Source organism: Microbacterium sp. GXS0129, assembly GCF_044769785.1.
GTDB lineage: Bacteria > Actinomycetota > Actinomycetes > Actinomycetales > Microbacteriaceae > Microbacterium > Microbacterium nymphoidis.
Window position 1 is genome coordinate 67,117 of sequence record NZ_JBIZVZ010000001.1, and the last position, 15,743, is coordinate 82,859.

The window sequence follows — 15,743 nt, forward strand, 5'->3', positions numbered from 1 at the left end:
CGTCCGGCGACGGCCCGGATGACGGACGAAGGGCGCCCCGTGGGGCGCCCTTCGTTTCGGAGGCTCGGAGCCGGGGGTTACTCCGAGCGGTGAGTACGACGACGCGTGAGGGCGAACAGACCCAGACCCGCGAGGAGCAGGACGATCGCGACCGGGGCTCCCGACACCTCTGCACCCGTCGACGGGAGAGGGGTGGCGGAGGGCGAAGCCGGCACCGCGGGAATCGAGCGCGTGGGCGTCGGCGACGCCGTTCCGCTCGGCACCGGGTCGGTGGGCGTCGGGGTTCCCGGATCCGTCGGTGTTGGTGTCGGTGTCGGTGTCGGTGTCGGCTCCACGGAGCGCTCGGCGACGGTGATCACCAGCGTCTGCTGCACCGCACCGTCGGCGGCGTCGGCCTGCGCCGTCACGGCGGCGAGCAGGCTTCGCAGCACGCCGGCCGTGGGAAGCGCGCTCGGCGTGGCCGTGATCGTGACCGCGTAGGTGCCGGGGGCGGTCGGAGTCCCGGAGATCGTCGCCGAACCGTCACCGGCGTCGTCGAAGCTCAGACCCGCAGGTAGCGCCCCCACAGCGAGCGATGCAACGGGGAAGCCCTCGGTGTGCACGGTGAACGATCCGGCCTCGCCTTCGCGGAAATCAGCCGCTGCGGGCGAGGTGAACACGGTCGGCGCCGTCACCGTGATCCGCAGCAGCTGCAGGGCGGAGCCGGTGGAATTCGCCGCGGTGAGCACGACGGCGCTCGTTCCGGACGTCGTCGGGGTTCCGCTGATCGTGGCGGTGCCGTCGTGGTTGTCTGTCAGCGTGAGGCCGGCGGGCAGCCCGGCATCCACGATCGATGCCGCTGGGAATCCGGTCGTCGTCACGGTGAACTGCACGTGGTCCCTGATCTTCGCCGTGAGGGTGTCGGCGCTCGTGAAGGCCGGTGCCTCCTGCACGGTGAGGGCGAACGACTGGTCCGCCGTTCCCACGACATTGGTCGCGTGCAGCGTGAACGTGTACTCACCGCCGCGAACGTCCGTTCCGACGAGCGCCGGCGATCCATCCACGTCGGTCAGCTCGACGCCGTTCGGCAGACCGTCTGCGCTGAGCTCCGGTGCGGGGAAACCATCGGTGGTGATGGGCAGCACGAACTCCGCACCGACCACGGCAGAATCCGCGGAGGTGATCGCCGGATCCTCCGTCGAGGTCACCACGACTTCGACAGCGTCGATTCCTCGCGCGTTCTGCGCGGTGACCGAGATCGTGAACCGGCCGCCGTCGGTGGTCGCGCCGGAGAAGAGACCGGTGCCATCGCCGTTGTCGGCGAAGGTGATCCCGTCGGGGAGTCCGGCAACGCTCAGTGCCGCTGCCGGGTATCCGCTCGTCGTCACCGGGACTGCGATCGCGTCACCCACGTGGGTGTCGATGGTGGTGCCGCTCGTGATGCGCGGCGAATCCTCCACCGTGAGGGTGAAGAGCTGCGTGGCGCGATAGGCCGTGCCGTCGACATCGGCGTCGGCGTGCAGCGTGATCTCGTGCACACCCCGCGCCGCGTCGGATCCGACCAGCGCGATGCCATCCGCGTCATCGACCAGAATGACTCCCGCGGGCAGATTCTCAGCGGTCACCGTCGGCACCGGGAAGCCGGAGACGGTGACGGGCAGGCGGAAGTCGATGCCCACCGTTGCGGTGTTCGCCGAGGTGATCAGCGGCAGCTCCGTGACGGTGATGGGAATGGTGCGATACGCCGCTCCCCGCACGTTGGCCGCGCGGACCTCGAGGTCGCTCGCCCCGCCCGCGACCGGGATGCCCGACAGCGTGGCGGTTCCGTCGTGGTTGTCGACGAAGACCAGCCCGTCGGGAGTTCCGACGGCACTGAGCTCCGGCACCGGGAAGCCGGTCGTCGTGATGGTGACCTCGCCCTCGACACCCGCGCGGAAGCGCGCGTCCGCCGGGCCGGTGATGGCGGCGGGTTCGGTGACGGTGATCGTCAGCTCCTGCGTGACGTCCTCGGTGCCGTTCGCGGCGGTGAGGGTGACGGGGAATGCGCCGCTCTGCGTCGGAGCGCCCGTGATGGTGGCGGTGCCGTCGGCGTTCGGCCAGAACGAGAGGCCATCGGGAAGCGTGGAGGCGGTGAGCGTCGCGTTCGGGTAGCCCGTCGTCGTCACGGTGAACGTACCCGTTTCGCCGAGGGCGAAGGTCGCCGCGTCGAGAGAGGTGAACTGTGGCACGGTGTCGATCACGAGGGCGATCGGCACCAGCCATGCGGGAGCGAAGCCGTTCTCGGCACGAACGAGTGTGAACGTCGTTCCGACCTCGGTCGGAGTGCCCGAGATCTGCCAGAGCAGATCGTCGATCCGTGTCAGGCTCAGCCCGGCCGGCAGGGCGTCCACGGTGATCGTGGGAGCGGGGAAACCGGCCGTCGCGATCTGCACGGTCATGGGCTGACCGACGCGGTACCGCGGATCGACGGGAACCGCAGCGACCGGTGCCGATCCGACGGTCACGGTGGGCTGTGCTGTGACGGTGCCGCGGTCGTTCGTCGCGGTCACGAGGGGGTGGTACAGCCCGGGCAGCGTCGGCGTGCCCTGGACACGCACCCCGGTGGGGGTGCTTGTCGCCGTGAGTCCATTGGGGAGACCCGCGACGGTGACGACCGGTGCCGGGTAGCCGCTGGCCGTGATCGTGATGTCGACCGGCTCTCCCACGGGCAGGTCGTAGGAGGCATCAGCCGTGATCGCCGGTTCGTCGGTGACGTCGATCTGCAGCGGCTGCACGTCCATCAGGGAGTTCGCCGCGGTGACGGTCGCGTACCAGGTGCCCGTGCTCGTCGGCCGGCCGGAGACCGTGCCCGTTCCGTCGCCGTTGTCGACGAAAGTGATGCCGCTGGGCAGCGATGCGATGGAGAGGTGCGGTGCCGGATACCCCGAGGTCGTCACCAGGAAGGTCGAATCCTGGCCGAACGGGAACTCGACCCGGGGCGCCGAGGTGATCCGCGCAGGTTCGTTGACGGTGATGCGCAGCTGGTCGTGTGCGGGAGTGGTGCCATTCACAGCCGTGAGGTCGACGACGTGCTCACCGTTCTCGGTCACCGTGCCACGCACCCAGGTGCCGTCCCCGTCGGTGACGATGCTCAGCCCCTCCGGCAGACCCGTGGCGGCGACCGAGGGCTCGGGATATCCGGTCAGTTCGATCTTCCGGTCGATCTCGTCGCCGATGGTGACCAGGATGTCGGCGCCGGCGTTGATCGTCGGGGCCTGTGTGATGGTGAGAAGAACCTCGTGGGTGGTCGTCACGCCGAACTGAGTGGCCGTCACCAGGAGAGTGGAGGTGCCCGTGCTGGTCGGGGTGCCGGAGAACGTCACCTTTCCGGCCTCCTGCGTGACCTGGAGGCCATACAGGTCGCCGATGACGGTGACGCCGGTGTTCGGGGAGGGAACCGGATCGCCGCTCACGGTGAGGATCACCGGGGTGAGCGGGACGCCGACGGGAGCGGTGATCTCCGTGGAGCCGGAGATCGAGGGACCGACGAAGGGCCTGACCACGGTCTCGCTGCTCCCTGAACCCCACCGGTTCGTCGCTGTGACCGCAACGGTGACCGGGACGCTGGAGGCATCGGGGGTCGCGACCAGCTCCCAGCCGCCACCGGGATTCTGGGCCAGTGCGAGCCAGGACGGCAGCGCTGCGTCACCCGGGGAGGACACGGCGGTCACTGTCGGTGCCGGCGAGCCCGCGACACCGATGGCGATGACGGTGCGCTCGCCGACCGGGGCGTTGGTGTTACTGACCAGATTCGTGATGCCGGCGGCGGCCCCGATCACGACGATGACCGGGAACAGCGTCTGCTGGGTGGAGTTGGTGGCACGGACCTGGAACGTGAAGGTACCCGTGGCCTGCGGAATGCCCGAGACCGTGAGGCCGGATCCGCTGGTCGTGGCGGTGAGCCCGGCCGGCAGGGTCCCGACGACGTCCATGCTCGGAGCGGGCCACCCGGTCGAGGTGTACGTCTGCGAGAAAGCGGTGTTCACGGCCCCGTCCGCCGACAGTGCCCCGGAGATCACGGGGGCGGAAAGCACGTCGATGGTGAGTGTCTGGGTGACGTCGCCGGGAAGCGTGAGGGGGACGATGAAACGACCGTCCCGTGTCGGTGTCCCGGTCAGATGGAGGGAGTTGTCGCCCTGCTCCGACACGATTCCGTCGGGGAGGGTGCCGCCCACGGTGACCGGAGTATTCGCCGGGCCCTCCCAGCGCACGGTGAAGTCGGCGGGCTGATTGATCGTGAACGAGACGCTGGGGGAGGTGACGAAGCCCACCGCGTTGACGGTGATGGTCACGGCGGCCGAGGGCGATCCGAGCGCGCTGGATGCGGCGATGGACGACGTGAACGTGCCGGCCTGGGTGGGGGTGCCGGAGATCAGACCCGAGGACGAGAGCGACGTCCCGGGCGGAAGCTGGCCGCCCGATACCGAGAAGCTCGGTGCCGGGGTGCCAGTCGCGGAGAGCTGCCGGCTGAAGGCCACCCCGACGATGGCGGTGGCGGTGAGGGGGCTGATCGTGGGCGCGGTTCCCTGGGCGATGGCCACCGGGTCACTGAGTGCAGCGCTGTTCGACTGCGCCCAGTTGTCGGTCACGATTCCCGCGGGAGCCCGCAGCGCGATCGTTCCCGCTCCGGACACGGTGGTGGTGTAGCGGTAGCGTCCGTTGCCCAGGTTGGTGAGCGTCGCACCGCCCGCCGAGACCGTGCCGGTGGTCTGGACGGCGAAGGAGGTGGCTGCGGGCCCGGTCGTCAGGCTTGCGGGCTGGCCGTCGGAGAGGATCGACACATCCCAGGAGAGTTGCCCTGACCCTTCGATCCACCGCGGGCTGGTGGCGCCCACCGGGGCGAAGGTGACGGCGGGAGCGCCGGGCTGGGCGCCACCGGTGGGAGTGGTGCGGATCTCCGTGAGGCGGATCGTGGTGACGTCGGGGGAGAGGTTGCGCGGGGAGTAGAACGAGACCGTGATGGATGCCACGCTGTGAAAATCCGGCGACGGCGTGAAGCATGCCGACATGCCGTTGCAGCTGAAGTTCATGATCTGGTTGAAGTCGGTCACTACCGGGTATCCGGTGTTGTAGACGCCGGTGGTGCCGTTGGTGTCGGTCACCGAGATCGCGGCTGTGACCGCGCTTTCCCACTCGGGAGCGTTCCCGGTACGGGTGACGCTCTCAACGCCGATCATGAACTCGGTGTTGTTGCCGTTGGAGGTGAGATCGAGCGCTGAGCCGAAGGTGTACTGCAGGGTGGTGCCGGTGACCGAGCCGCCGTTCGGCGAGTACGTCTGCACGATTCCCACGCCTCCGGATTCGGTGAAGCCGTAGCCGGACGGGCTGGTCGAGTCGACGGAGCGCGTGCCGGTGACCGTCCCGCTGAAGTCGTCGATCACGATCGGTGCGACCGCCGACGCCGCCACCGGAACGGCGACGATGCCGAGTGCGACGGTGAGGGCGGCGACGATGCCGAGTGCCGCGGTGCGAAGGGACGACGAAGCGGTACGACGAACGCGCATGGGGGCCACATTTCGGGGACGACCGGAGAACCGGCGGAGGGGGTGAGCGGTCGGGGACTCGGGTGAGAATCCGCTCATCCCGGATTATGCCGCGTTTTCGACCCCCGCGGAATGCATGATGCAGATCCGTGACACGCCGGTGTTCCCGGGGTGCATCATGCGGTGGTCTGTCACGAAATCATGATCATGTCGCCAACCCATGATCCATCCGCCGGATCGGTCATGGTTCCGCGACGTGCTCCCGCGTTCACGGCAGGCGATGATGAGTCAGCCGGCGGCGCGCTCGTGCAACTCGGTGGTGAACAACTGCCCGTTGAGATCCAGGTACAGCTGGCCCTCGGTGACGGAGACGGTCATCGTGCTCCGCCGCTCCACCGCCGCGACCGCGGACTCGATGAATCCGGGATCGAAGCTGCGCACGCGGATGTCCTCGGCGCGGTGCAGCGGCTTGCCCGCCCATGTGGCGATCACCTTGGCCGGGTCGCGATGCGTCCACACCACGGTGCGGTCGGCCAGCTTGCTGCCGAAGTGGACGCGGCCGGCGTCGGGGGAGCCCACCTCGATCCACGCCGTGATGCGCCCGGTGAGGTCCTTCACGAGGATGGCGGGCTCGTCCACCGAGGAGATACCCGCGGTGAAGTCGATGCCCTCTTCATACTCCAGCGCATAGGCCAGCACCCGGGTGAGCATGTACGCGGCCGTCTCGGACGGATGCTGCGCGACGCGGAGGGAGAGCTCCTCATAGACGCCGCGGTCGACGTCGGCGAGGGAGACCTGGAAGGTGTGGATCGTCGCGCCTGCAGCCATCCCTCGAGCCTATCGGCGTCGTCAGTGGCGGATTTCCGACGGCGAGCCGCTGCGACCAGGCAGGCGTATTCTGTCACGCCGACGGCCGGACACCGGGCGCCGAATGGAGACCATGAACATCACCACCCACCATCGCGTCGACGAGGTGCTCATCGAGCGGGACTTCACGCTGGGAGACATCGACGGCGTGCTCTGGACGCCGGCGGCGGCTTCGGTCACGGCACCGGCTCCTCTCATCCTGCTCGGACAGCCCGGAGGGTTCGCGCTGGAGCGCATGCGGCCGGGTCTGCGCGCGCGTGCGCGCAGCGCGGCATCGTCGGCAATCGCCTCGATCGCGATCGAACAGCCCGGCGCGGGTGCGCGGCCGCCGCTTCCCGGAGCGGAGCAGGTGCGCGCGGAGTTGCGCGAGGCGCTCGCAGCCGGGCGGCCGCCGGGCGATGACCTCGTCGATCGACTCATCCTGCCGCTGGTGGATCGCGCCGTACCGGAGTGGCAGGCCGCCCTGGACGCGGTGCAGCAGCGTGACGACATCGGGGATCGAGTCGCCGTCTCCGGGGGCGTCGTCTCGATCGCCATCGCACTCGCACTCCGCGATCCGCGGATCGTGGCAGCCGGGCTCTTCGCGGGCAGCTTCGTGCCCCGCAGCGTTCTCGACGCCGCGCACCGGCTCACGATTCCGATCCACATGCTGCTGCAGTGGGATGACGAGGGGAACGACCGGCAGATGGCTCTGGACCTGTTCGACGCCTTCGGGTCGTCCGAGAAGACACTCCAGGCGAACCTCGGCGGTCATACGGGTGTGCCGTCGTTCGCAGGCGAGGATGCCGCACGCTTCTACGTCCGTCACCTCTTTCCCGCGGGCATCTGATCCCGCGGGCATCTGACTCTTTCCCGTAGGCATCTGACGGGGGGACATCCGTCCGCGGGTGAGAATCCACACAGTGCGCCGGTTCTCGCCCACCGGCGCACGCCTCGCGGAGGGGGTCAGGACTCGATCCGAACCCACGTGCTGCCGGCCGCGGAGCTCGCCTCGACGGCCTCCAGCACGCGCTGGATGTGCAGGCCCTCGGCGAAGCTGGGCGATGCGGGAGTCCCGTCCGCGATCGCGGCGACGAAGTCCACCACCTGGTGGCTGAAGCCGTGCTCGTAGCCGAGCATGTGCCCGGTGGGCCACCAGGCCCCCGCGTAGGGGTGCTCGGCCTCGGTGACGAGGATCCGCCGGAAGCCCAGCTCCAGCTCGGGCGCGGTGGCGTCGTAGAACTGCAGCTCGTTCATGCGCTCCATGTCGAAGGACAGGGCGCCTCGCGTGCCGGAGATCTCGAACCGGAAGGCGTTCTTGCGCCCGGTCCGGAAGCGTGTCGCCTCGAACGATCCGAGCGCCCCGCTGTCGAAGCGTCCGGTGAACAGCGCCACGTCATCGACGGTGACTTCGCCCCGCTCATCCGATGCGGTGCCGCTCAGCCCGACGCCGGAGGCGAGCAGCGGACGCTCGGTCACCAGGGTCTCCAGCAGTCCGGACACCGAGGTGAGGTGCGCCCCGGTGACGAACTCGACCATGTCGATGGCGTGGGCGCCGATGTCGCCGAGGGATCCGGATCCGGCGCGCTCCTTCTGCAGTCGCCATGTCAGCGGCGCTTCGGGGTCGGTGAGCCAGTCCTGCAGGTACTCGGCGCGGATCTGGCGGATCTCTCCGAGGCGGCCGTCTGCCACGAGCTGGCGGGCGAACGTCGCTGCGGGCACCCGGCGATAGGTGAAGCCGACCATCGATCGCACACCGTTGCGCTCCGCCTCCTCGGCCACCGCGGTCATCTCGGCGGCCTCTGCGACGGTGTTGGCCAGCGGCTTCTCGCACATGACGTGCTTACCGGCGCGCAGGGCTGCCAGGGCGATCTCGGCGTGGGTGTCGCCCGGGGTGACGATGTCGACCACGTCGATGTCGTCGCGTGCGATCACGGCACGCCAGTCATCGGACGCCTCGTCCCAGCCCCAGGTGTCCGCCGCGGCGCGGGCGCTGTCGAGATTGCGGCCCACAAGCACCTGCATCCGCACGTCGGCGGGCAGGTCGAAGAACCGCGGCGCCACGCGCCATGCCTGTGAGTGGGCGGCCCCCATGAAGCCGTGACCGATCATCGCCACCCGAAGTGCCTGGGGCATCGTTGCTCCTCCGCTAAAAAGTTGTTTCGCACAACATATTCCACCGACGTCCGTTCGTCCACCCTCCGGACAACGGAAGGGTCTCGAAGTTCCCGCTCGCGCGAAGCGCCGAATACGCTGGTGCCATGAGTCAGCAGCGCAGGGGGAATCGCACAACGACACGGGGCCGTCGCCTTCGGAGCTGGGGCATCGCCGCCCTCGCCTCGATCGTCGTGCTGAGCGGCTGCTCGGCCTCGGGGCCGGTGGATGAGACCTCCTCCGGCACCGACTGGGCAGATGACGGCTGCACCAGCGTCGTGGTGGCCACGAGCTCGGAGAAGGTCAACATGCTGGACGCGCTCGCGGACGCATTCAAGGAGTCGTCCGAGGCGAAGTCGCTGAAGACCTGCGCGACCGTGCGGCCGATCAACGTGACCTCCGGCGATGCGACCCGCTACCTCACCGCCGGTGGCGACTGGCCGGATGAGGACCCCCGCCGCTGGCCGACGATGTGGTCACCCGCCTCAACGGTGTGGACCTCCCGGGTGGCCGCTGCGGCGTCGCCCGCCATCGTCGGGGAGCCGAAGTCCTTCACCCACACCCCCATCGTGTTCGGCATGCCCGAGACGATGGCGAAGGCGCTCGGCTGGCCGAACAAGGACATCGGCATCGCCGACTTCGCGAAGCTCTGCCAGGACCCGGAGGGCTGGGGGAGCGTCGGCAAGCCGGTCTGGGGCGCGTTCAAGATCTCCAAGACCAACCCCAACACCTCCACCACGGGTCTGTCCGCCATCCTCATGCAGTCCTACGCCGCTGCCGACAAGACGGCGGACCTCACGACCGCGGATGTGGCAGCGGCGGCCGACTTCTCGCGCGTGTTCGAGGAGTGCGTCATCCACTACGGCGACACCACCGGCAAGGTGCTGAACACCCTGTACAAGGGCACGCAGAACGGCACGGGCGGCTCCGGCTACGTCTCCGCCGTGGCGCTGGAGGAGACCTCGCTGCTCAACTACAACCAGGGCAACGCCGATTCGCACACCGTCGAGCCGGGGGAGAAGCTGACCCCGCCGAAGGAGAAGCTGGTCGCCGTCTACCCGAGCGGCGGATCGATGTGGTCGGACAACCCCATCACCGTGCTGGGCACCTCCTGGGTCACTCCGGAGCAGCGCGCCGCCGGCGAGGCGTTCGCCGCCTTCGTGCAGACCGAGACCGCGCAGCGGATCCTGCCGCAGTTCGGCTTCCGCCCGCTCGACGAGTCGGTGCCCCTGGGCGACCTCTTCACCGCCGCCTACGGCGTGGACCCGGCGAAGCCGACCGTCTCGCTCCCCCAGCCCGCGGTGGACGTGGTGTCCGCGGCCATCGACCAGTGGACCACCATCCGCAAGCCGTCGAGCGTGCTGGAGCTCATCGACATCTCGGGTTCCATGGACGAGCCCATCGGCGACGGCCGCTCGCGCCTCGATGGCGCGATCCAGGGAGCGCAGTCCACGCTCGGCCACTTCCGCTCCACGGACGAGGTCGGCGTGTGGGCCTTCACCACCGGTGTCTCCTCCGACGCCGGCAACGGCATCGTGGCGCTGCGTGACGTGGAGGCGCTCGCCGACGCGAAGGAGAGCATCAATACCTCGCTCGATGACCTCCGCTACGCCCAGCGCAACGGCACGCCGCTCTACGACGCCATCGCCACGGCGTACGACGAGATGCGCAGTCGCGCCGAGCCCGGTCGCATCAACGCGATCGTGGTGCTCTCCGACGGTGAGGACACCGACTCGTCCATCTCGCTCGACTCGCTGATCGCCAAGATCCGCCAGGACTCGGGTGAGGGATCGGGGGCAGCGCCGGTGCGCATCTTCCCGATCGCCTACGGCAACAGCGCCGACACGGGCGTGCTGCAGCGCATCGCCGAGGCCACCGGTGGTCAGTGGTTCGACGCCTCCGACTCCGCCAAGATCGACCTGGTGTTCGCCTCGGTCATCAACAACTTCTGATCGGAGAGCGCACGTGCCACATCTGCTCCCGTTCGACTACGTCAGTGACGCGATCGATCATCTCGCGAGCCAGCAGGTGTACGTCGACAAGGGCGTCCCGGACTGGCAGACGCTGCAGGCGAGCCTGGAGGAGCAGGTCGCGGGAACCGACATCGCCGTGGTGGTCTACCCGGAGTCGGTCAAGGACCTCGTGGGACGCTCCTCGGAGATGCTGGATCGCATCGCCTCGCGGGATGGGCACGACACGCTCGTCGTTGCGGTGGGGGACGACCTCGCCGCGACGTCGGACGTGGTGCCTGCCACCGACGCGCTGCGCATCGCGAACGAGCAGGAGCAGCAGGGGCCGATGACCGAGTCGCTGCCTGCCACGATCCAGGGGATCGTCGCGCTCACCCCCTCCGGCGACGACGCGGGCGGCGGGTTCGGCGGCGGGCTGGTGGCCGGCGTGACGGTGGGAGCGGTGGCGCTCGTCGCTGCCGTGACGGTTCCGCTCGTGATCGCTCGGCGTCGGCGAAAGGCGACATCCCCGGCCAGGCCCACCGCGCTGCCGGGGCCGATCCTCGCCGACATCGCCACCCTCCGCGGATTCATCCCGGCCTACGCCGCAGCGAGCGATCCCGTCGCGCAGCGGGCGGCGCGCGGCATCGATGCGCTCGCCACGAACACGGGGGAACTGTTCATGCGGCTGGCGCGTCGTCCCGACGACGGCCAGATTGCCACCGCGGGAGTGGAATACGACGCGAAGCTGCGCAAGCTGATCGCGGCGCTGCATCCCGACTACCTGCTCGACATCGTCCGCAACCCCCATCTCTGGGACGACCCCCAGGAGCGCATCGCCGAGGTCGAGCGCGCTCTCGGTGCCGTGTCGGACGAGGTGGTGGAGAACATCAAGCAGGTCAACGCGTTCCGCGCGCTTCACTTCCAGGTGACGCTGGACTCCCTGGTGGGCGGGCGCAAGGAACTGCAGGACTGGGACCGCGACTTCCGCGCCGCCTCCGGCGACGCCTGACTCGGCCCATCAAGGAAGATCGCGCTCATCGGGCTCCTTGTCAGGCCGTTGGTGCTCGCCGAGCCTGGTGCGTAGCCAGCTGGTGAGGAGACCGACGAGGACGCCGACGAGGACGCTGATCGGGATCCGGACCCACACGTTTAGGTCGAATTCCAGAGCCAGAACCGCGTTCATTGCAAGAGCGACGAGCGCGGTGATCAGCGAGATCACAACGGTACTCGCAAGCGGGGTTCCGGGTTCTGTCTTGACCATGCCGTGCAAACTAGGTTCGGATCATCCGAACGCGGTGGGAAACGGACATCATCGAACACCCCGGCCGGGCGCGACAGGCTGTCATTGGGCGGCGTCGGGGCACAGCGAGAGTGCTGAGCGAGGCGTGGGGGCGGTCAGGCGCCGACGATCTGCTCCGTCCGGGTGTTGTTGGTCTCGTCGATGTCGCCCGGCAGGTCCACGATGGTGGACGTGATGCCTCCGCTGTAGCTCGGATCGATCTGCGCCGTCACCGTCGCCGGGGCATCGCCCGGGTTCAGGAGAGTGTTGGTCTCGCACGTCACGACCACGGTCTCCTCCCAGGCCCCACCCGTGTTCAGCGAGGTGGGCAGGGGAGAGGGGGTGCAGGTCAGGCGGGGATCGATCGCCCAGGTCGCGGTGGCCACGCCGCCGCCGTACACGTTGTTGACGATCGTGAACTGGACACTCGATCCCACCGGGATGGCGCCCGTGGATGCTGCACTCGGACCGAAGCTCCCCGAGAACTGGATGCCCGACGTTCCGCTGGCCCCGTCGAAGTCGTAGTCCATGGCTGCGGTCACTTCACCATCGATCACCGCGGGTGTCGACGTCGGGGTCGGCGTGGGCGTCGGTGTTGCCGTGGGTGTGACGGTCGGCGTGGGGGTGGGCGTCGGCGTGGTGGTCGGCGTGGGTGTCGCCGTCGGTGTCGGCGTGGGTGTTGCCGTCGGCGTCGGCGTAGGCGTTGCCGTAGGCGTCGGCGTTGCCGTCGGTGTCGGGGTGGCCGTCGGCGTGGGGGACGCCGTGGGCGTGGGCGTCGGTGTGGGTGTCGGCGTTGCCGTTGCCGTGGGCGTGGGCGTGGGCGTGGGCGTCGGCGTCGCGGTGGCAGTCGGCGTCGGGGACGGCGTGGGATCCGGCGTCGTCGTCGGTGTCGGAGCCGGCGTGGCCGTGGCCGTCGGAGTCGCAACCGGCGGCGCCGGAGTCGGCGACGGGGTGCAGTGAACATCGGCGACCGCCGGCTGAGGCGCCACTACGGCGAACGCCGCAGCTCCCATCAGAATCCCGCCGAGCACGAGGGCGCCGCCAACGGCGCGCGACCGCGTCCGCCGCAGCACCAGTGCAGCGCCGAGCACGAGGATCGCGACACCCGCGACCACCAGGAAGACGCTCGGTCCACCACCGGTCTCCGCCAGTACACAGTCCATGGACAACTCCTTCAGTAACGCGATCGCTCAGCGAGTGCTGCCCGGCCGAGCAAGGCGCAGCAGATCGCGGGCAGCGATCAGCAGCGAAGACTCTCGGGCGACTCTCCTGAGGCGGGATGGGGCCACCGCACAAGACGGTGGTGGCATCCACCCTCCCCCGGCGGATGCCCTGTGCGCCCGACGTGCGAACGTCCGGCGCACACCATCGTGTCACACGTTGTTGGACCGGGTCTACCTTCCGCGGGGGATCAGATCGCGGCGAGCTCGTCGGCGATCGCACGCAAGTGTGCGACAGGGATCGACAGGACCGCTGCCAAGCCGTAGAGGGTCGTGCTTCCGAGCATCCCGAGCAGCTCGCTCTGCGCGAGCATCGGCAGGTGCCGGGTGACCACATCGCGGGAGCGGGGGTGCGCGAGCAGGTCGGGAACGCTCGTTCCCACACCGAACGTCCCCGTCGCGAAGTCCGCCAGCGGGGGAAGCGGCTCGGCGGCCGTGGTCGCCCGGTCGCGCTGTGCGTGTACCAGCAGATGCTCCGGGCCCGGTTCTCCCGTCGCAGGGATGCCGAGCCGTTCGAACTGGCTCGCGGGGGCGTCGTTCTCGCGGAGCTGGACGGCGAGCAGACGCAGCATGCGCAGTTCCAGCTCGGGATCGTCGAGCGGATGCTCTTGTTGCGGGTCCGTTTCCAGATCGAACAGCAGCGACCCGAAGACGTACGGATTGATCTGCGCGCGGCCGCTCAAACGCAGCGGGCGGATGCCCTTCGTGAAGGAGAACGGCGGAGCCAGCTCGGCGTCTGCGAACTCCGCGGGCGCGAACCGGCCGCGCATGTGCGTGGGCATCAGCGTGAACTCCTCCAGCGGAGCGTTTGTGGCATCCGCGCACGCGCGCATGTAGACGTAGCGCCCGTCGGTGATGTTGACGTGGCCGCCGTGGATGCCGAACAGGGCTCCCTCACGCTCCACATCCTCCAGTGGTGCACCGAGCATGTCGGCGGTGGCGTCGATTCCGAAGAACTCCAGGAGGGTCGGCGCGATGTCGATGGTCTGCACCAGGCGGGCGCTGCGTTCGCCGGCGCGGCGCGTTCGCGGATCCCACAGGAAGGCCGGCAGATGCACCAGCTCGTTGAACCACGGCTGCACGCTCTTGGCCCACCAGCCGTGTTCGCCGAGGAGGAAGCCGTGGTCGGTGTTCACGATGAGGAGGGTGTCCTCCCACATGTCGTGCGCGTCCATCGCGTCGAGCACGCGTCCGAGGGAGCGATCGCACATGCTGACCAGCGCCTTGTACTCGAACCGGGCGTGTTCGACCTGGTCTTCCTCCTCCGTCACCTTCGCGTACGGGGGCCAGTCGAATTCGGGTCCGTCGTAGTCGTGCGGATACAGTCGCCGGTACTCCTCGTAGGTGAAGAACGGCTCGTGCGGGTCGAAGCACTCGATCTGGACGAACCAGCGGTCGGCATCCGCGTTGGTGTCGATGAACTCGATCCCGGCGTTGAACGTGAGTGTCTGCGGGTGGTCGGCTTCGCGACGGAGGTAGCCGCGGTTGATGGCGTCCTGCCGGTGGAGCCTGCCCTTGAAGTCGCCGACGACCTCGTCTGGTGCGGGGACATGACCCTTCCACGGGTCGCCCTCCTGTCCGCGGAAGAACTCCCAGGTGGTGTAGCGCGGGTGATAGGTGGCCCCGCCGTCCTCCCAGTAGTGCGGGTGATCGCTCGCCAGGTGGGTGTGCACTCCGCGCTGTCCGAGCATCTCCGGCATCGAGTCGTCGAACGGCTCCAGCGGACCCCAGCTGCGATGGAGGAAGTTGTACCGGCCCGTGTGCAGTTCGCGGCGCGCGGGCATGCAGGGCATGGATCCGGCGTAGAAGTTGTCGAACGTCAGGGTGCGCTCGGCCAGCCGGCGGAAGTTGGGAGCGTCGATCTCCTCCGAGCCGTACGGCGGCAGCATGTGCCGGTTCAGGCTGTCGAACATCACCATGATGGCCCGCATGTGCGTGTCCCCTCGTCTGCTGGTGCGCCCGCACCATGACACTTGTGGAATAGTGTCGCCACTCAATCACGGCACTGGGGCCGATGTCAATGCGTGCTCGCGTTGACCATCGATGACACTTGTGTCATTCTTCGACGGGACACCTCTTTCGCGGTACGGAGTCGGCATGAAGCTCGAGCACATCCTTCTGGGGCTCCTCGGCGAGCACCCTCGCACCGGCTACGAGATCAAGAAGTTCCTCGACACCCATGGCCGCTTTCTCCGCTCGAATACCACGATGAGCCAGGTCTATCGCTCACTGTCGGCGATGACTGATCGCGGCTGGGTCGCGTACGCGGTGGACGAACGGCCGGGGGCGCAGGACGCCAAGATCTACCGCGTCACGCCGGAGGGGATGACGGTCTTCCGCGACTGGCTGGAGGGTCCCTATGTGCCGCCGAGCCGGTTCCAGGATCCCGAACTGTCTGCGCGGCTCGGGTTCGCGGGGTATCTGACCGCCGACCAGCTCATCGCCCTGATCGAGGTGGAGCTGGAGGCCCGGCGCGATCAGGTGGCGAAGTACCGGTTCCGTGATCGCTCGATCGCGCCGGGCACCACGGTCGAGTTCGACCGTGCGCTGGCCGCCGCCGTCGGTGAGCGTCTGCATGTCAATGGCACGAAGCAGATCGACCTGTACATCGCACAGCTCGAAGAGCTGCGGCGCGACCTGCTGGACGGCGCGCTGCCCGTCCCGGAGTCGGCATCTCGCGCCGACGCGCCACGGGGCTGAGTCGCGATGCGCATCGCCACCCCCCGGTGGCGATGTCCGACGTGCCGCCGAGAGAATCGTTGTTGACAGGAGGATTCCACTAGTGGAGTAT

General features: G+C 68.8%; 11 protein-coding genes. 5 read left to right on the forward strand and 6 right to left on the reverse strand.

Annotation, left to right across the window (positions count from 1 at the left end; translation table 11 throughout):
• Positions 1-77: 77 nt before the first annotated feature.
• Together ACIQJ5_RS00345 and ACIQJ5_RS00350 are read right to left on the reverse strand one after the other, a co-directional pair.
• Complete coding sequence (locus tag ACIQJ5_RS00345; protein WP_402839675.1) at positions 78-5,522, reverse strand: beta strand repeat-containing protein; 5,445 nt, start codon at positions 5,520-5,522, stop codon at positions 78-80.
• Between the two features lie 267 nt (positions 5,523-5,789).
• The gene (locus ACIQJ5_RS00350) at positions 5,790-6,329 is read right to left on the reverse strand and encodes a YaeQ family protein (RefSeq protein WP_402839677.1); all 540 of its coding nucleotides are present in this window, start codon (positions 6,327-6,329) and stop codon (positions 5,790-5,792) included.
• A 112-nt stretch (positions 6,330-6,441) separates the two neighbouring features.
• Here ACIQJ5_RS00350 and ACIQJ5_RS00355 point away from each other — a divergent pair, with 112 nt between their 5' ends.
• Entirely contained in the window at positions 6,442-7,197 is a 756-nt protein-coding gene (locus ACIQJ5_RS00355; protein ID WP_402839679.1) for an alpha/beta hydrolase, read from the forward strand.
• A gap of 116 nt (positions 7,198-7,313) precedes the next feature.
• On the opposite strand, the gene ACIQJ5_RS00360 is transcribed toward ACIQJ5_RS00355, so the two are convergent.
• A complete protein-coding gene (locus ACIQJ5_RS00360) occupies positions 7,314-8,459 on the reverse strand; it encodes a Gfo/Idh/MocA family protein (protein WP_402841996.1) in 1,146 nt (381 codons plus the stop codon).
• 149 nt (positions 8,460-8,608) lie between these two features.
• On the opposite strand from ACIQJ5_RS00360, the gene ACIQJ5_RS00365 reads away from it, so the two are divergent.
• Entirely contained in the window at positions 8,609-10,453 is a 1,845-nt protein-coding gene (locus ACIQJ5_RS00365) for a substrate-binding and VWA domain-containing protein (protein ID WP_231090998.1), read from the forward strand.
• 13 nt (positions 10,454-10,466) lie between these two features.
• Entirely contained in the window at positions 10,467-11,462 is a 996-nt protein-coding gene (locus ACIQJ5_RS00370) for a hypothetical protein (protein WP_231090997.1), read from the forward strand.
• A gap of 9 nt (positions 11,463-11,471) precedes the next feature.
• On the opposite strand, the gene ACIQJ5_RS00375 is transcribed toward ACIQJ5_RS00370, so the two are convergent.
• Both ACIQJ5_RS00375 and ACIQJ5_RS00380 read right to left on the reverse strand, forming a co-directional pair.
• The gene (locus ACIQJ5_RS00375) at positions 11,472-11,714 is read right to left on the reverse strand and encodes a hypothetical protein (protein ID WP_231090996.1); all 243 of its coding nucleotides are present in this window, start codon (positions 11,712-11,714) and stop codon (positions 11,472-11,474) included.
• A 134-nt stretch (positions 11,715-11,848) separates the two neighbouring features.
• Positions 11,849-12,274, reverse strand: a complete 426-nt coding sequence (locus tag ACIQJ5_RS00380; protein WP_402839683.1) for a hypothetical protein — start codon at positions 12,272-12,274, stop codon at positions 11,849-11,851.
• Between ACIQJ5_RS00380 and ACIQJ5_RS00385 the strand changes: the two genes are divergently transcribed.
• Entirely contained in the window at positions 12,261-12,692 is a 432-nt protein-coding gene (locus tag ACIQJ5_RS00385) for a hypothetical protein (RefSeq protein WP_402839685.1), read from the forward strand. The genes ACIQJ5_RS00380 and ACIQJ5_RS00385 overlap by 14 nt on opposite strands.
• Positions 12,693-13,143: 451 nt before the next feature.
• On the opposite strand, the gene ACIQJ5_RS00390 is transcribed toward ACIQJ5_RS00385, so the two are convergent.
• Positions 13,144-14,883: a sulfatase gene (locus ACIQJ5_RS00390; protein ID WP_402839687.1), complete on the reverse strand. Its 1,740-nt coding sequence runs from the start codon at positions 14,881-14,883 to the stop codon at positions 13,144-13,146.
• A gap of 166 nt (positions 14,884-15,049) precedes the next feature.
• On the opposite strand from ACIQJ5_RS00390, the gene ACIQJ5_RS00395 reads away from it, so the two are divergent.
• Positions 15,050-15,652, forward strand: coding sequence for a PadR family transcriptional regulator (locus ACIQJ5_RS00395; protein ID WP_231090992.1), 603 nt, complete (start codon positions 15,050-15,052; stop codon positions 15,650-15,652).
• Positions 15,653-15,743 lie beyond the last annotated feature (91 nt).